The 16,425-nt window shown below is 71.0% G+C and carries 15 protein-coding genes; 7 read left to right on the forward strand and 8 right to left on the reverse strand.

The window, feature by feature from the left end; translation table 11 throughout:
* Positions 1 to 23: 23 nt before the first annotated feature.
* From tilS to ispA, 3 genes are read left to right on the forward strand one after another with little or no spacing between them, the layout of a single operon-like run.
* Entirely contained in the window at positions 24 to 1,346 is a 1,323-nt protein-coding gene (tilS, locus tag ICG51_RS03285) for a tRNA lysidine(34) synthetase TilS (RefSeq protein ID WP_190281631.1), read from the forward strand.
* A 9-nt stretch (positions 1,347 to 1,355) separates the two neighbouring features.
* Entirely contained in the window at positions 1,356 to 1,619 is a 264-nt protein-coding gene (locus ICG51_RS03290) for an exodeoxyribonuclease VII small subunit (protein WP_190281632.1), read from the forward strand.
* The gene (ispA, locus tag ICG51_RS03295; RefSeq protein WP_190281633.1) at positions 1,606 to 2,481 is read left to right on the forward strand and encodes a (2E,6E)-farnesyl diphosphate synthase; all 876 of its coding nucleotides are present in this window, start codon (positions 1,606 to 1,608) and stop codon (positions 2,479 to 2,481) included. The genes ICG51_RS03290 and ispA overlap by 14 nt, the downstream gene beginning before the upstream one ends.
* Before the next feature lie 31 nt (positions 2,482 to 2,512).
* Here ispA and ICG51_RS03300 read toward each other — a convergent pair whose 3' ends face one another.
* From ICG51_RS03300 to pmbA, 4 genes are all read right to left on the reverse strand, one after another.
* Positions 2,513 to 3,358 (reverse strand): CPBP family intramembrane glutamic endopeptidase, encoded by an 846-nt coding sequence (locus ICG51_RS03300; RefSeq protein ID WP_190281634.1) that lies wholly within the window; start codon positions 3,356 to 3,358, stop codon positions 2,513 to 2,515.
* A gap of 148 nt (positions 3,359 to 3,506) precedes the next feature.
* A complete protein-coding gene (locus ICG51_RS03305) occupies positions 3,507 to 3,947 on the reverse strand; it encodes a DUF4870 domain-containing protein (protein WP_190281635.1) in 441 nt (146 codons plus the stop codon).
* Positions 3,948 to 4,133: 186 nt separating this feature from the next.
* Positions 4,134 to 4,553: a DUF4870 domain-containing protein gene (locus ICG51_RS03310; protein WP_190281636.1), complete on the reverse strand. Its 420-nt coding sequence runs from the start codon at positions 4,551 to 4,553 to the stop codon at positions 4,134 to 4,136.
* Positions 4,554 to 4,641: 88 nt separating this feature from the next.
* Positions 4,642 to 6,009, reverse strand: coding sequence for a metalloprotease PmbA (gene pmbA / locus ICG51_RS03315; protein WP_190282332.1), 1,368 nt, complete (start codon positions 6,007 to 6,009; stop codon positions 4,642 to 4,644).
* Positions 6,010 to 6,041: 32 nt separating this feature from the next.
* Here pmbA and yjgA point away from each other — a divergent pair, with 32 nt between their 5' ends.
* Positions 6,042 to 6,617, forward strand: coding sequence for a ribosome biogenesis factor YjgA (yjgA, locus tag ICG51_RS03320; protein WP_190281637.1), 576 nt, complete (start codon positions 6,042 to 6,044; stop codon positions 6,615 to 6,617).
* 8 nt (positions 6,618 to 6,625) lie between these two features.
* On the opposite strand, the gene tldD is transcribed toward yjgA, so the two are convergent.
* From tldD to ICG51_RS03340, 4 genes are all read right to left on the reverse strand, one after another.
* Positions 6,626 to 8,065, reverse strand: coding sequence for a metalloprotease TldD (gene tldD / locus ICG51_RS03325; RefSeq protein ID WP_190281638.1), 1,440 nt, complete (start codon positions 8,063 to 8,065; stop codon positions 6,626 to 6,628).
* A 131-nt stretch (positions 8,066 to 8,196) separates the two neighbouring features.
* The gene (locus ICG51_RS03330) at positions 8,197 to 12,021 is read right to left on the reverse strand and encodes a YhdP family protein (protein ID WP_223809557.1); all 3,825 of its coding nucleotides are present in this window, start codon (positions 12,019 to 12,021) and stop codon (positions 8,197 to 8,199) included.
* A 127-nt stretch (positions 12,022 to 12,148) separates the two neighbouring features.
* Positions 12,149 to 13,642 (reverse strand): ribonuclease G, encoded by a 1,494-nt coding sequence (gene rng, locus ICG51_RS03335; RefSeq protein ID WP_190281640.1) that lies wholly within the window; start codon positions 13,640 to 13,642, stop codon positions 12,149 to 12,151.
* On the reverse strand, positions 13,639 to 14,208 hold the full coding sequence (locus ICG51_RS03340) for a Maf family nucleotide pyrophosphatase (RefSeq protein ID WP_190281641.1): 570 nt from the start codon (positions 14,206 to 14,208) through the stop codon (positions 13,639 to 13,641). Before ICG51_RS03340 ends, rng begins: the two co-directional genes overlap by 4 nt.
* A 122-nt stretch (positions 14,209 to 14,330) precedes the next feature.
* On the opposite strand from ICG51_RS03340, the gene ICG51_RS03345 reads away from it, so the two are divergent.
* The 3 genes from ICG51_RS03345 (at position 14,331) to ICG51_RS03355 (ending at position 16,316) form a co-directional block, all read left to right on the forward strand.
* On the forward strand, positions 14,331 to 15,068 hold the full coding sequence (locus tag ICG51_RS03345) for an SIMPL domain-containing protein (RefSeq protein ID WP_190282333.1): 738 nt from the start codon (positions 14,331 to 14,333) through the stop codon (positions 15,066 to 15,068).
* A gap of 221 nt (positions 15,069 to 15,289) precedes the next feature.
* A complete protein-coding gene (locus ICG51_RS03350; protein ID WP_190281642.1) occupies positions 15,290 to 15,988 on the forward strand; it encodes an energy transducer TonB in 699 nt (232 codons plus the stop codon).
* Between the two features lie 79 nt (positions 15,989 to 16,067).
* Positions 16,068 to 16,316 carry a GlsB/YeaQ/YmgE family stress response membrane protein gene (locus tag ICG51_RS03355; protein WP_190281643.1) on the forward strand — a complete coding sequence of 83 codons (249 nt, stop codon included), beginning with the start codon at positions 16,068 to 16,070 and terminating at the stop codon, positions 16,314 to 16,316.
* Positions 16,317 to 16,425 lie beyond the last annotated feature (109 nt).

The raw sequence follows: 16,425 nt of genomic DNA on the forward strand, positions 1-16,425 counted from the left end.
AGGCGTCGCCCTACACTGGCGGCATGCGCCTGCCCAACCCGCCGCTGCCGTCACCGATCCTGCTGGGTTTCAGCGGCGGGCTCGACTCCAGCGTGCTGCTGCAGCTGCTCGCTACGGATCCCGGCATCCGCAGCCGCGGCCTGCGTGCGCTGCACGTCCACCACGGCCTGCATGCGGACGCCGATGCCTGGGCGGCACACTGCCGGCGCGTCTGCGCAGCGCTGGACGTGCCGCTGGAAGTCGTCCGCGTCCAGGTCAACCTGAGCGCGGGGCTGGGCGTGGAAGGCGCCGCACGCGCCGCCCGTCATGCCGCCTTTGCCGCAGCGCTGGGCGATGGCGAAATCCTCGCCCTGGCCCATCATCGCGACGACCAGGCCGAGACCTTCCTGCTGCGCGCACTGCGCGGCGCCGGCGCAGACGGGCTGGCGGCGATGCGGCCGTGGCGCCGCCACGCGCGCGGCTGGCTGTGGCGCCCGCTGCTCGAGCTGCCGCGGGCAGCGCTACAGGACCACGCCGCGTCGCAACACCTGCAGTGGATCGACGATCCCGCCAATATGAACGCAGACTTCGACCGCAACTTCCTGCGCAATGCGGTCCTGCCCCTGCTCCGCCAGCGCTGGCCGGACGCCCCCGGCAGCTTCGCCCGCAGCGCCGCGCTGTGCGCACAGGCCGTCGACCTGCTGGAGACCGAAGACGCGGCAGCGCTGGCAGCTGCCCGCGGCGATCCGCAGACGCTGGAGATCCGCATGCTGCAGGCGATGCCGGAAGCGCGCCGGGCGCGCGTGCTGCGGCGCTGGATCGCGGATTTACAGCTGCCGCCGCTGCCGGGCAACGGCATCGCCCGCATCGAGCATGAACTGCTGGCCAGCAGGCGGGATGCCAGCCCGCAATTTGACTGGCAGGGCGCGCGGGTCTGGCGCTGGCGCGGGCTGCTGCACGCAGACGTGCAGCGTGCTTCGCTGCCAACCGACTGGGCCCAAGCTTGGGATGGCCGCGCGGCACTGCTGATGCCAGCTGGCGAGCGCCTGCAGCTGGTGGGCGCACCAGGCTTCGACGCACCGTTGCGCGTGCATGCCCGGCAAGGCGGCGAACGCATCGTGCTGCCGGGACGCCGCCATTCGCATGCGCTCAAGCACGTGCTGCAGCACGCCGGCATGCCGCCGTGGCAACGCGCCCGTTTGCCGCTGCTGTCGGCCGCCGACGGCTCCCTGCTGGCAGCGGGGGATAAGATCTTGTCGGCGCCCATGGCGGCATGGCTGTCGGCGCATGGCGCCCATCTGTCGCTCTCCCGACCGGTCCCTGAGCGCGCGGAGGGCGACAGCGGAGGAACGGCCGCGCTGGCGTAAACTGCACGCATGGCCAAGAAACCCGCCCCCGACATTTCCCCCGTCGCCGACTTCGAACAATCGATGCTGGCGCTGGAAGACCTGGTCGGCCGGATGGAAGCCGGCGAGATGACGCTGGAAGAATCGCTGGCCGCCTACGAGCGTGGCGTCGGCCTGTACCGCCGCTGCCAGGGCGCGCTGGAGCAGGCCGAGCTGCGCGTGCGCCTGCTCGATGATCCCGCCAGCCCTGGCGATGCCCGCGAGTTCGACGCCGGCGACGATGGCTGCGCCTGATTTCGCGCCGTGGCGCATGCGCGCCGAAGCCGCGCTCGAACGTGCCCTGCCCGACCCCGCTACCGCCCCGCGGCGCCTGCACGCAGCGATGCGCCACGGTGTCCTCAACGGCGGCAAGCGCATGCGCCCGCTGCTGGTGTACGCCACCGGCACCGCGCTGGGCGCACGCGAGGCCGACCTGGACGCCGCCGCCGCCGCGGTGGAACTGGTGCACTGCTATTCGCTGGTCCATGACGACCTGCCGGCGATGGACGACGACGACCTGCGCCGTGGCCAGCCCACGGTGCACGTCGCCTTCGACGAAGCCACCGCCATCCTCGCCGGAGATGCGCTCCAGACGCTGGCGTTCGAGGCCCTGGCGGCCGCACCGCAAGCGCCCGCACAGCGCATCGCGATGCTTGCCGAACTGGCCCGCGCCTCCGGCGTGGCCGGCATGTGCGGCGGGCAGGCGCTGGATATCGATGCCACCGGCCAGGCCATCGCGCTGATCGAACTGGAGCGCTTGCACGCGCTGAAAACCGGCGCGCTGCTGCGCTGCGCGGTGCGCCTGGGTGCGCTGGCCGCCAACGCGACGCCGGCGCAGGCGGAACAACTCGACCGTTACGCCGACGCGCTGGGGCTGGCCTATCAGGTGCGCGACGACCTGCTGGACATCGAGGGCGACGCCGCCACGCTGGGCAAGACCGCCGGCAAGGACATCGCGCAGGACAAGGCGACCTTCCCGGCGCTGCTCGGCGTCGACGCCAGCCGCGCCCGGCTTGAAGAACTATCGGCAGTCATGCGACAGGCGCTCGACGCACTGGATGCCGAGACCGGCGCACTGCACGCGCTGGCGCGGCAGGTCGTCGAACGCAGCCACTGATCCACGCGACGGATCCCCAACTGCGCCTGCGCTAACGCATGCGCAGCGCAGCTGGCGAACACAGCTTGCCGCGCCGATGCGCCGTCCGCAGCACCAGCACCACCGCCATCGCGATGACCGCGATCACCAGTAGCGAATTTTCCGGGCCAAACATTCCGCCGGTCAGCCAGTCCGGGCCGGCAAGGCGGGTTTCCAGCGGCGCCAGCGCGCGCCAGTCCCCGATGCCGGATAGCGGTACGCCGCTGAGCAGGATGCTGAAGTTCCATGCCGCATGGTGTGCAGCCGACACCCACAGGTTGCGGGTCAGCACGAACACTCCGCCCCACAGCAGCCCCAACAAGGTGACCGATACCAGCACGGCCATGGCGTCGGCACTGCCGCCGTCCTGCACGTTGGCCAGATGCGGCAGGGCGAACACCAGCGCCTGCACCGCCAGCGCAACACCGGTTCCCCAGGCCCGCTCCAGCACCTGCAGCAGCAGGCAGCGGTACAGCAGTTCTTCCAGAGTTGCGGCGATGCCGATCACCGCGGCAGCGCCAAGCAACCCCGATGTTGCCGGCCGGTGCTGCACCAGCTCGTAAGCGCCCAGTCCGAACAGCGCGGCAATCGGCAGCACCACCAATGCCGCCCCCGCGATGCCGCCCAGTGCCAATGCCCACGGCTGCAGCCGCAGCTCGGTCGCATCGCGCTTGTCGTGGACGCGCACGTAGGCCCAATAGCCCAGCATCGCGGCAAGGAAGATGCCGGCACGCCGGATCCCGCTCAGTGCGCCGGAGCCGGGCTGGAACATCGCCTCGATCCCCGGCAGCAGCCCTTGCCGGAACGCGAACATCGCCCCCAGCACCGCCGCGCCACCCAGCAACAATGCCCACAGCACCCCGCCGATGGCGCGCAGGTGGCGCCCGGCGGCTGTTTCTGTCGACGCGGCCGCCGCGCCCATATCGAGGGCGGTCGAGCCGGCTGCGACTGTTGCCGGCCCACCCCGCGCGGTCACTGTTCCTGTGCAGTCGCTGCGCATCCCCGCCTCACAGCAGACGCAGGGTGAAGGGATAGCGGTAGCTTTCCCCATTCAAGGCCTTGAACGTGGCGATGACGCTGCACACCAGCCAGCTCACCGCCACCACCCCCGCCAGCAACACCAGCACCAGCCCGGCCGGCAGGGTGACGATGGCGCCGATGCCCAGGGTCAACACGGTCGCGCCCACCAGCACCACGCCGGTGATCGCCAGCGCACAGGTCAGCAGGAACATGGTCAGGTTGAAGTTGAACGCCTCGCGCGCGTGTTCGGCGACGAAGGCGGAATCGTTCTTCTTCAGGAAATAGACCGCCAGGCCCGCCAGCATCCCGGCCACACCCGCGGTCCAGCTGGTCATGAAGGCCAGCAGCAGGGCGCCCGCATGCACGCCAGCGGCCCAGCCACGCTCGCCCTGGGCGGTCGACAGCGTCTGCATCTGCACGGTTTCCATTGTCGTCTCCTGCCGGAACCATTCCGGTATGGATCGATGATGGCGGCGCCTTGCCACCGCGCAAGCGGGCACGCGACGAAACCGGGCGTGGCGCGACGGAGGGCCGCGCCGGGGCATCGAATGCGGCCCCAAAACGGACGAGCCCGGGCAAGCCCGGGCTCGTCGCACTCGTTTGGACCGCCGGGCTTACTTCACCAGACGGATGGTCAGCGGATAGCGGTAAGCCACGCCGTCGTTGGCCTTGACCGCCGCCAGGATCACCAGCACCAGCGCACCGATGCCCACCACCATTGCCACCGGCACGGTCAGCAGCGCGCCAATGCCGATGGTGAGGATGGTGAAGATCAGCAGCAGCAGGAAGATCGCCGACACGGTGATGTTGAAGTTCAGCGCTTCCTTGGCCTGGTCGGCCACGAACGGCATCTCGTCCTTCTTCATCAGCCAGATCACCAGCGGGCCGATGAAGAAGCCCCAGCCGCCCAGTGCCGACGTCAGCAGGCCACCCACCAGCGCGGACAGGTGGGCAAACATCGCCCACTGGCGCTCTTCCTTGGAAGGCCCGACGGGCGGCGGTGGCGGCGTGGCGACGGTATCGTTCTGGTCCATGAATTTCCCCGATTGGTCATACGGCATCGATTGCCGCGTCCGGGAGGATAACGCGAACCGGTGACGCTTTCGGCCATCGTCAGGGCCGTCAGCCCTCGCCCGCCACCGTCATCCGGCCGACCAGGATCGAACCGGTGCGCACGTGCGAACGCGGATCGATGTCGCTGCCCACCGCCTCGATCCCGGCGAACATCGCCTTGAGGTTGCCGGCGATGGTGATGCCGTCGACCGGGTAGGCGATTTCGCCGTTTTCCACCCAGAACCCCGCGGCGCCGCGCGAGTAGTCGCCGGTGATCGGGTTGACGCCCTGGCCCATCAGTTCGGTCACCAGCAAGCCGGTGCCCATGCCGCGCAGCATCGAAGCAAGGTCGCCGGCATTGGCCCGCACGTTGAGGTTGTGCACGCCGCCCGCGTTGGCGGTGCTGGCCAGGCCCAGCTTGCGTGCCGAATAACTGCCCAGCACATAGCGCTGGACGATGCCGTCGTCCACCAGCATCGATTTGCGGGTGGCCACGCCCTCGGCGTCGAACGCGGCGGAACGGAAGCCGCGCGGCAGGAACGGATCTTCCTCGATCGCGAACCACGCCGGGAATACCCGCGTGCCCGCGCTGTCGAGCAGGAAGCTGGCGCGGCGGTACAGCGCGCCGCCGGACACCGCGCCGATGAAGCTGCCCACCAGCGACCGGGCCATCTCCGCGGCGAACAGCACTGGCACCTGCCCGGTCGGCAGCCGGCGCGGATCCAGCCGCTCCAGCGTGCGCCGGGCGGCCCGGCGGCCGATGGTCTCGGGCGATTGCAGGTCACCCTGCGCCAGCGCCACGCTGTACCAGGCGTCGCGTTGCATCGCCTCGCCCTCGCCGGCGATCAGCGCGCAGCCGATGCTGTACGAGGTAGCGCGCTCGGCGCCCAGGAAGCCGTGCGAGTTGGCATACACGCTGAGCGAAGCGTTGGCGTTCATCGACGCGCCGTCGGAATTGCCGATGCGCGCGTCCACCTCGCGCCCGGCCGCCTCGCAGGCGAGCGCGATGTCGATGGCGCGGTCGGCATCGAACGGCGCCGGGTGCCAGGTATCGAATTCGCGCAGCACCTGCGCCATCAGCGCGGCATCGGCCAGCCCGGCCGCCGGATCCTCCTCGGTATGGCGGGCGATCGCGCAGGCCTGCGCCACGGTGGCGGCCAGGCTGTCCTCGCGCAGGTCGGCGGTGCTGGCGCTGCCCTTGCGCTTGCCGAAGTAGACGGTCATCGACACCCCGCGGTCGCGGGTGGCCTCCACCGTCTCCACTTCGCCCAGGCGCACGTTGACCGCAAGACCGGCGTCCTCGTCACAGGTGACTTCGCACTGGTCGGCGCCGGCGGCGCGGGCGCGGTCCAGCAACTGGCGGGCGACGGCGGACAGCTGTTCCAGCCGCTGCCGGCTGTCGTCGGCGGGCGTCGCAAGATCGGCGGGCGAGTTCAATGACCTGCTGTTCAATGGCTTATCCTGTAGCAATGCGAGGACGTGACGAAGATACCGGTGAATTTTTCAGCCCCAGCCGCAGCGAGCAGCGCCGCGCGGCGCTGGACGTGCTGGAGCTTGGCGAACAACTGGTGGCGATGACCGCCACCCAGCTGGGCAGGCTGCCGATTCCCGAGGAGCTGCTCCCGCATATCCGCGAGACCCAGCGCATCACCTCGTTCGGCGCGCGCAAGCGGCAGCTGGCCTACCTGGCCAAGCAGATGCGCAAACTGGACGACGAGGCGCTGGACGCGATCCGCGACGCCATGAGCAAGGACGGCGAGGCCGCGCGCCGCGAAACCGCCGCGCTGCACCGGGTGGAAGCGCTGCGCGACGCACTGCTGGGCGACGACGGCGATGCCGCGCTGACCGATCTGCTGGCCGCGCATCCGCACGCCGACCGCCAGCAGCTGCGCCAGCTGCTGCGCAACGTCCGCGAGGAGCGGGCGAAGAACAAACCGCCGCGCGCGTTCCGCGAGCTGTTCCGGGTGCTGCGGGAGCTGCAGGCGGGAGACGGCGACGCCGGCAGCGACGACGACGCGGCGCTGGACGACGACAGCGACGCCTGATCGCGGCATCACGCCTGGGTCCCGCCCACGGTCAATTCCGAAATCAGCAGGGACGGCTGGCCCACGCCGACCGGCACGCTCTGGCCGTCCTTGCCGCAGATGCCGACGCCGTCGTCCAGCGCCAGGTCATGGCCGATCATCGCCACCTTCTGCATGGTTTCCGGACCGTTGCCGATCAGGGTGGCGCCCTTCACCGGCGCGGTGATCCTGCCGTCTTCGATCAGGTAGGCCTCGGTGGCGGAGAACACGTACTTGCCGCTGGTGATGTCCACCTGGCCGCCGCCGAAGTTGACCGCGTACAGGCCCTTCTTCACCGAGCGGATCATTTCCTCCGGGTCATGGCTGCCGGCGCGCATGTAGGTATTGGTCATGCGCGGCATCACCAGGTGGGCGAAGGACTCGCGGCGGCCGTTGCCGGTGGGCGCCATGCCCATCAGCCGCGCGTTGAGCGTGTCCTGCATGTAACCGACCAGGATGCCGTCGTCGATCAGGGTGGTGCAGGACGTCGGCGTGCCTTCGTCGTCGATGTTGAGTGAGCCACGGCGGCCATCGAGGGTGCCGTCATCGACGATCGTCACGCCCTTCGACGCCACCTGCTGCCCCATCCGCCCGGCGAAGGTGCTGGTGCCCTTGCGGTTGAAGTCGCCTTCCAGCCCGTGGCCCACCGCTTCGTGCAGCAGCACGCCCGGCCAGCCGTGGCCCAGCACCACCGGCATCACCCCGGCCGGCGCGTCGATCGCGTCGAGATTCACCAGCGCCTGCCGCAGCGCCTCGCGGGCGAACTTCTCCGGCTTGCCGTCGGCCAGCAGCTCTTCGTACGAATAGCGCCCGCCGAAACCGGCGTAGCCCGATTCGCGGCGACCGTTCTGCTCCACGATCACCTGCACGTTCATCCGCACCAGCGGCCGCACGTCGCCGGCCAGCACGCCGTCGCTGCGCGCCACCAGCACGGTGTCCACGCCGCCGGACAGGCTCACCATCACCTGCTGCACGCGTGGGTCCAGCGCACGCACCAGCGCGTCCACGCGGCGCAGCGCCTCCACCTTGGTGGCGTTGTCGAGCGCATCGATCGGATCGAGCGCGGGATAAAGCGCGCGCCCATTGCTGCGCCGGAGGGCGTGCGCACCGTGCGCGCGGCCATCGCGGGCGATGGCGCGGGCCGACTGCGCCGCGGCGAGCAGCGCCGGCGCATCCAGCTCGTCGGAATAGGCGAAGCCGGTCTTCTCGCCGGAGATCGCCCGCACCCCGACGCCCTGCTCGATGCTGTGCGAACCGTCCTTGACGATGCCGTCTTCCATGCTCCAGCCCTCGCGGCGGGCGTGCTGGAAATACAGGTCGCCGAAGTCGATGCCAGGGCCCAGCAGGGTGCCGAACGCGCGCTCCAGCGCGGCGGCGTCCAGCCCGGTGGGCAGCAACAGGCGGGATTCGGCGATGGAAAGATGGGGCATGGGGTTGTCCTGGTGCTGCGTGGATGGAGCATCGCGTGCGCGATGTGTGCCTGCCGGGGCAGGCAGGCGCAGCAGGTTGGCTGCGCACCGACGACGTCGAGGTGGTCAATGTCGTGGCGTTTGCGCCGAAATCAATCGCCCGGGGGTCGCCCGGCGGCGGCCTGCGTCGCGTTATCGCGGGCGATGGCTTCCACCTTGGGCTCCGCCCACGGGCCGGTGACACGGTAGGTCTTGGCGCCGATGCCGCGCATCGGCTTGTCCAGCACCGCATTGGCCACCGCGCCGACCGCGGCGCCGACCGGGCCGCCGGCCAGCGCGCCCACCGCGGTGAGCAGGCTGCCGGATTTCGGCCGCACTTCCACGGTCTGGTCGAAGCGACGGTTGCGCAGGTCGGTGCTGCCGCGCACGTGGATCTCGGCGGCGGGACCGCGCACGGCCAGGTCCTCGGTGCGCAGCTGGCCCTGCGCCAGCGTCGCGTCGCCCTGGATGCGGTCGAAGGCGAAGCCCTTGCTGAAGAAGTCGCTGAAATCCAGGGTCAGCCGGCGGCGCAGCTGGGCCACACCCAGCAGGCCAAGCACGCGACCGGCGCCCGGCTCGATTTCCAGCAGTTGGCCGTCGCGCACGTCGGTGCTGAGGCGCGCCTCCACGCTGGTGAGGCCGAATTCGCCGGGGCCGCCACGCCAGCTGGCTTCGGCGCCCAGCTTGCCCTTGCCGCCTGCCACCTGCCCGCCGAAGCCGAACCCGTCCAGCAGTGCGCCGATGTCGTCGCTGGCCACGTCCAGCTTGAACTGGGTGCGCGCGGATGCACCACGCCCGAGCCAACTGCCGGTGGCGCTGAGCCGCTGCTTGCCGCCGGCGGTGGTGAATTCGTCCATGCGCAGCCCGCCGGCCACCGGCGTGCTGCGGAAGCGCGCGCGACCCATCGCGGTCCTGCCGATGCGCAGGTCGGCCACGTCCAGCAGCAACGGCGGCACCGCGGCGGGATCGGCACCGGTTGTCGCCGCGTTCGCGGGCGTGGGCGCGGGCGCAGCGTCCTTGCCGGCCACCGGCAGCGACCAGTGCAGTCGCTCGAAGCGGCCGGCGACGGTGGCGCCGTCCTGCGTCGGCACCAGCAGCGCGCCGGAAATGCCCGTGCCCTGGACCTGCACCGAGGTGCCGCGCGGCGCCGGCGCCACCACCAGTCGCGCCGCGCCCACATCGGAACCCAGCACCTGCAGGTGCGCGGCTTCCAGCTCGATCCGGCGCAGCGGCAGGTCGGCATTGCCGCTTCCGCCTCCGCCGATGCCGACCCAGTCCAGCGCATCCAATTGCTCCACCCGCCCGCCAACCAGCAGGCCGGAGGCCGGCGGCGCGCCCGCCGGGCCGCCGCCGAGCTGCAGGCGCAGGCCGGTGCGGCCGTTACTGGTGCGGCTGCGCAGCGACAGCAGGTTGCCGAGGGCGGCTTCGACCTCGCCGCTTTCCAGCGGCAGGCGGATCTCGATCTCGGTGGCCAGCGCCTGCACCGCCGGCTTGCGCAGCGGCGCCGGCAGGTCCAGCGCGGTGCCGACGAGGTTGGAGCGCAGCCGCAGCCGCGCCGGCTGCGACCCGGGCGCCGCGCCCCGCGGCACCGCCAGCTCGGTGGTCCAGCTGGAGCTGCCGCGCACATGCGGCTTCAGCCAATCCAGGTTGCCGGCCTTCGCCAGCAGCGCATCGATATCAGACGCGGCCTGCAGCGTCGCCTCGAACGCATGGGCGGGATCGCGCACATGCGGTCCCGCACGCAGCGACAGCAACCCCGGCGCGCCGTCCTGGCGCACCTGCAGGTCGCTGGCATCGAAGCCTCCGCGATCGAAACGGGCCTGCCCGCGCACCTGCTCGAACGCCAGCTTCCAGCGCTGTTCGGCCAGGCGCACGCCGCCCAGCGCCACCGTGCCTTCGATCCGCGAGGGCGGCGGCTGCTGGTGGTGCAGCGGCAGCAGCAATTGCACCCGCGCCTGCGCCGGCCCGGCCGCGCGCAGGTTGTCGAGGATGTCGCGGTGTTCCTTGTGCAGCGGGCTGGCGCGTAGCATGGCCAGGAAATTGCCGGCATCGCCGCCGGCCGCGGCCTCCACCTGCAGCTCGGCCTTGCCGAAGCGGGCGATGCCGGCCTTGAGCGCGCTTACCGGCACGCCGCCGAGGTTGGCGCTGCCGGTCAGGCTGAAGCCATCGGCCACGAAGCTGACGTCGGCATCCATGCGCTGCGCCGCCGGCCAGTCCGGCTGGAACTTCACCGTGCCGTCCGCGATATGCGCATCGGCGCGGAACACACCGGCGCCGGCCATGCCCGGCTCGTTGCGGAACGGCCAGTCGTCGAGGTCGCCCGCCACCACCGCGTGGACATTGCGCAGGGTGCCGCCCTGCAGCGCCGTGTCCAGCCACTGCACGGTCGCCTTCGGCATCAGGTGGTGGATCCAGAAGCCATGCGCGGCCGAGATCGGTACGTCGCCGATGTCGACCGCAAGGTCGAGGTGCGGGCGGCTGCCGTCGCCCTCGAAGCCGATCCCGCCGCGCGCCTGCAGCCGCAGCGGGTCACCATCGACGGCCAACCCCGGCGTGCGCACGGTCCAGCCGTTGCCGTCGCGCCAGAGCACGGCTTCGCCGTCCAGCGTGAACGCATGCACCACGCCGAACCCGGCAGGCCAGTCGAAAGCCACCTGCGCGGCGCGGTCGAAGCGCAACCGCAGCCCGTCCTGGTCGGCCTGCAGCCAGCCGCTGACCCCGCGCATGCCGGGCGCGTGCCCGACCGGATCGAAGCGGAAGCCGTCGATGCGCGCGGCGGCGCGCAGCCGGCCACCGCGCTCGCCGGCCAGCACGACATCCTGCACCACCGCCCCCGGCGCGGTGGTGCGCAGCCAGTGTCGCAACGAGGGTGGCAGCGCGTCGCTTAGCGCCGCCAGCTGCAGCAGCGGGGCAACGTCCACCCGCTGCGCGCGCAGCGCATAGCGGCGCTCGCCGCCGGCCAGCGTCAGTCCGTCCAGCGTCTGCCGGCGCGCGCCGACGCCGATGCGCAGGCGCGGCAGGCGCAGCTGCCAGTCCTGCAGGCTGCCAGCCCAGCTGGCATCCAGCACCAGCTCGCCCAGCGCTTGGGTGGGCGCGGTGGCGCCGGCCGCGGCGCTGCCACGCAGGCGAACGTCCAGCAACCCCGCATCGGCACGCACCGCGACGACACGGTGCCCGCGCAGCTGCGCCCAGGCGCGCAGGCGACCGCGTCCCGACAGCGGCGAAACGCCCGCCACGTCGAACGTGCCGGCCAGCGCCGCCAGATCCGCCTGGCGGGTGCCGGCATAGACGCGGCCGTCGCCGCTGGCGCGGTCGAGCTCGCCGGCGATATCGAAGGGTTGGATGTCTTCGCGCAGCCAGGCGCGTGCGCCGGCGCGCACCCGCTCGCCTTCCACGCGCAGGCGCAGGTCGATGCGCGGCAAGCGCAGGTCGATGCCCAGCTCCGGCGCCAGCACGTGCAGGCGCGCCTGCGCCAGCTGCAGTTCGCCCAGGTTCGACAGCGCCTCCAGCGGATCCCCGCCGGCCTGCTGGCCGGGCAGCCCGCGCACCTGCCACTGGCCGTCGGCGCTGCGCTGCAGGGTCAGGTCCACCCCGCGCAGGCGCAGCTCGGTGAACGAACGCCCCGGCAGCAGGCCGGCGTACTGCGCCACCAGCACTTCGGCATCGCCGATCCGCAGCGGGTTGGCGGGATCGCCGATGCGCAGGTTGTCCAGCCGCAGCAGCGGCCCGCGCCGGGTCCACTGGGTTGTCACGTGGTCGAATGCGACTGGCCGGCCGGCGCGCTCACCCAGCCATGCCGCGATGCGTTCCGGATGACGCTCCGCCAGCGGCAGCAGCTGGCTGCCGACGCCGTTGCCCAACGCCGCCAGCACCAGCATCGCCGCCAGCGCGTACCAGGCACCGCGGCGCAGCAGCCGCAGGCGATGGCGCCAGGGCATGGTCACGCCAATCTCCGCGATATACCCCGTAGGAGCGCACCGCAGGGGCGCGAACGCTTTCGCGAAATGTCCGAAAAAGCATCGCGCCCCTGCGGCGCGCTCCTACAGTGAAGTGAGGTGGCGTCCATCAGAGCAGCACCACATCGAACTGCTCCTGCAGGTACTGCGCATCGGCCTGGAAGCGGATCGACTTGCCGATGAACTCCTCCAGCTCGGCCACCGCGTTCGACTCCTCGTCGGTGATCCGCGCCACCACGCTGGGGGATGCGATCACCAGCAGCCGCGCGGCGTCGAACTGGCGCACCGCGCGCACGATCTCGCGGAAGATCTCGTAGGTCACGGTCTCCGCGGTCTTGAGCATGCCGCGCCCGCCGCATTCGTGGCAGGGCTCGCACAGCTGGCGCTCCAGCGATTCCACCGTGCGCTTGCGGGTCATCTCCACCAGTCCCAGCGGCGAGAAATCGTAGACCGTGGTCTTGGCATGGTCCTTCGCCAGCGACTTCTCCAGCGTGCGCAGCACCTGCCGGCGGTGCTCGGCATCGTGCATGTCGATGAAGTCGATGATGATGATGCCGCCCAGGTTGCGCAGCCGCAGCTGGCGCGCCACCGCCTGCGCGGCTTCGAGGTTGGTGCGGTATACGGTTTCCTCGAGGTTGCGCTGGCCGAGGAAGCTGCCGGTGTTCACGTCGACCGTGGTCATCGCCTCGGTCTGGTCGATGACAAGGTAGCCGCCGGACTTCAGCGGCACCTCTTTTTCCAGCGCGTGCTGGATCTCGTCCTCGACCCCGTACATGTCGAACACCGGGCGGGCGCCGGTGTAGTGCTCCACCTTGTCCGCCAGCGCCGGCATGTAGCGCGCGGCGAACTCGCGCAGGCGCTCGCAGGTCTCGCGCGAATCCACCTTCACTTTTTCAACGTCGCGGCGGATCAGGTCGCGCACCGCGCGCAGCGGCAGGCTGAGGTCCTCGTACACGCGGCTGCCGACCTTCGCCTCGGCGGCATTGCGTTCGATCAGCTCCCACACCCGGCCGAGGTAGGCGATGTCCTCGGCAAGCGCCTCGGCCGGCTGGCCTTCGGCATTGGTGCGGACGATGTAGCCATGCCCGGCGCCACCGGCGGTCAGCTCGGCCATCAGGGTCTTGAGGCGGGCGCGCTCGGCCTCGTCCTCGATGCGCGCGGAGATGCCGACCACCTTCGAGCGCGGCAGCAGTACCAGGTAGCGCGAGGGGATGCTGATCTGGGTGGTCAGCCGCGCACCTTTGCTGCCGATCGGGTCCTTGACCACCTGCACCACCACCTCGGCGCCGTCGCGCAGCAGGTCGGCGATGGGGATCTGCATCTGCGGCGGCGGCGCAGCCGGAGCGTCGTCGCCGGCCACCGCGTCCAGCGGCGCGCTGCGGAAGATGTCGTTGGCGTGCAGGAAGGCGGCGCGCTCGAGGCCGATGTCCACGAATGCGGCCTGCATGCCGGGCATCACCCGCTGCACCTTGCCCTTGTAGACGTTGCCGACCACCCCGCGCTGGCTGCCGCGCTCGATGTGCAGCTCCTGCAGCATGCCGTTCTCGACCACCGCGACGCGGGTTTCGCGCGGGGTCACGTTGACCAGCAACTCCTCGCTCATGGCAGCAGCCCGAACTGGCGCAGCAAGCCTGCGGTTTCGTGCAGCGGCAGGCCCATGACCCCGGAATAACTGCCGTCCAGCCGCTGCACATGCGCCTCGAAGCGGCCCTGGATGGCGTAGGCCCCGGCCTTGCCCTGCCATTCGCCGCAGGCCAGGTAGCGGGCGATGGCATCGTCCGACAGCGTCTCCACGGTCACCCGGGTCAGCACCGCGGCCTGCGCTTCGCGCCCGGCCGAGACCAGCGACACGGCGGTCAGCACCTCGTGGGTGCGGCCGGACAGCGCGCGCAGCATCCCGGCCGCATCGACGGCATCGGCCGGCTTGCCGAACACGCGATCACCGAGGATGACCTCGGTATCGGAGCCCAACACCACCGCGCCCGGCACCGCCACCACTTCCAGCAACCCCGCGCCGGCCTTTTCGCGGGCGACCCGGCGCACGTAGTCGGCGGCGGGCTCGGTGCCCCCCCGCTGTTCGGGAACATCGAGATCGAGGATGCCGAATTCCAGCCCGAGGCGGGCCAGCAGTTCGGCGCGGCGGGGCGAACGCGAGGCAAGATGCAGCATCCCGGAAGTCTAACCTGTGGCTGACTGCGCACCGCACTGGCACAGCCGCGTAACCCCGCCGTGGCTCACCGGCCGTTCACCCCCCGCAGGTACATCCTTTCCACCATCATCCACGGGAGTCCATCATGACCCTGCGCCCGCTGTTCCTTGCCCTCGCCCTTGCCACGGCCCTGCCCATGACCGCCAACGCCCAGACCCCTGCCGATGTCGGCGCCGCCGCGCAGGCTGGCACGCTGCTGTCGGTGTCCGCCAGCGCCGAGGCCAGCCGCACGCCGGACATCGCCACCATTTCCACCGGCGTGGTGACCCAGGCCGCCGATGCCAACGGGGCGATGCGCGACAACGCCGGCCAGATGGACAAGGTGATGGCGGCGCTGCGTGCGGCCGGGATCGCCGCGCGCGACATCCAGACCAGCGGGATCAACCTCAATCCGCAGTACAAGTACGTGGAGAACATGCCGCCGGCCATCGTCGGCTACCAGGCCAGCAACACGGTCAACGTGAAAGTCCGCGAGCTGACCAAGCTGGGCAAGGTGCTGGACGCGCTGGTGGCGCAGGGCGCCAACCAGATCAACGGGCCCAGCTTCGGCATCGACAAGCCGGAGGCGGCGCTCGACGAAGCCCGCGTCGCTGCGGTCAAGAAAGCGCAGGCACAGGCGCAGACCTATGCCGACGCGCTGGGCCTGAAGATCCGGCGGATCGTCAGCATCAGCGAAGGCGGCGCCGGCCTGCCGCGCCCGCCGATGCCGATGCTGCGTGCGATGTCGGCCGATGCCGGCTACGCCAAGGAAACCGCGGTGGCGCCGGGCGAAAGCTCGGTGTCGGTCAGCGTAGAGATGGTGTTCGAACTCGGCCGCTGACCTCCTCCCGCCGCGCATGCCACGACGCCCGCCTTGCGCGGGCGTCGTCGCTTGTGCCGCCAGCTGAACACATGGCAACGGCCGCGCCGCGTCCCGTTGCCGATCGCGGAAGCGGCGGCGCAGCGTACAGGCGTGCGCCGGCCGGGCCGCAACCCCATCCACCCCGCCCGCCCGTTGCATGACTCGTGGTTCCCGCTTCCGCACCGGAAAGGAGATTGGCCATGATTCACGCATCCGTCCCTGCTCAAGTCCCTTCGCACGCATCCCGGCTGCAGCCGGATCCGGCGCGCATCCTCACCCTGAGCGGCACCTTCGCGCTCAACCTGCTGGTGTTCGGCCTGCTGCTGGTGCCGGTGGCACTGCCGCCCCCGGCCGTGCTGACGCCCAGCAGGCCGAACATGGCGATCCGCGACATCGTCAAGCCACCGGAGCCGGTCGTCGTCGACATCGTGCCGATCCAGCCGCCGCGTCCGACCACGTCTGCACCCAAGCTTGAGCGCCAGCGCCTGGCCCCGCCCACCCGCGATGCCGGCGCCACCGCCGTGATCACCGATACCGGCAGCGAGCCGGTCGCGGATGCCATCGCCGACACCAGCGATATCGCGCCGCCCCGCGGTGACATCGGACCCGCCGGCGGCCCGGCGCCGATGCAGCTGGCCTACCGCAATGCCCCGGCGCCGGCGTATCCGCGCATCGCGCTGCAGCGGCAGTGGAGCGGTATCGTGCTGCTGCACGTGCTGGTGGACGTGGACGGCCGTCCGCTGGACGTGGGCATCGCCCGCAGCAGTGGCCACCGCGAGCTGGACGAAGCCGCACGCCAGCAGGTGCTCAAGCGCTGGAGCTTCCAACCGGCCATCCGCGACGGCGCGCCGGTGCAGGCCATCGGGCTGGTGCCGGTGGAGTTCAGCCTGCGCCACTGACGCGCAGGCGTCACGCCATCCATACCAGCACCGCGGGACACTCGCTGCATTCAACCAGCTGCATCAGGCAGGAGGAAACATGTTCGACGGCATCCTCGGTTACATCTTCGGCGGCCTGGTCATCGGCCTGCTGGCGCGCATGGTCAAACCCGGTGCAGACGCCATGGGCTGGATCATGACGATCCTGCTTGGCATCCTCGGCGCCTTCGTCGGCGGCTGGGCCGCCACGCGCTTCGGGCTGGGCGGGCTGATGACCTGGGTAGTCGCCATTGCCGCGGCGATCACCCTGCTGTTCATCTACGAGGCTGCGCGCAAGAAGAAGGTCTGACCCGCACGCCGGCGGCCCCGGAACGCCCCGCCATGCGGGGCGTTTCCGTGTCCGGCGTGCGGCAGCCACCGGCGCCTGCGGACGCGGGCCATGCGCTCATGCGCCGCGT

This window comes from Thermomonas sp. XSG (assembly GCF_014678725.1).
Taxonomy (GTDB): Bacteria; Pseudomonadota; Gammaproteobacteria; order Xanthomonadales; family Xanthomonadaceae; genus Thermomonas.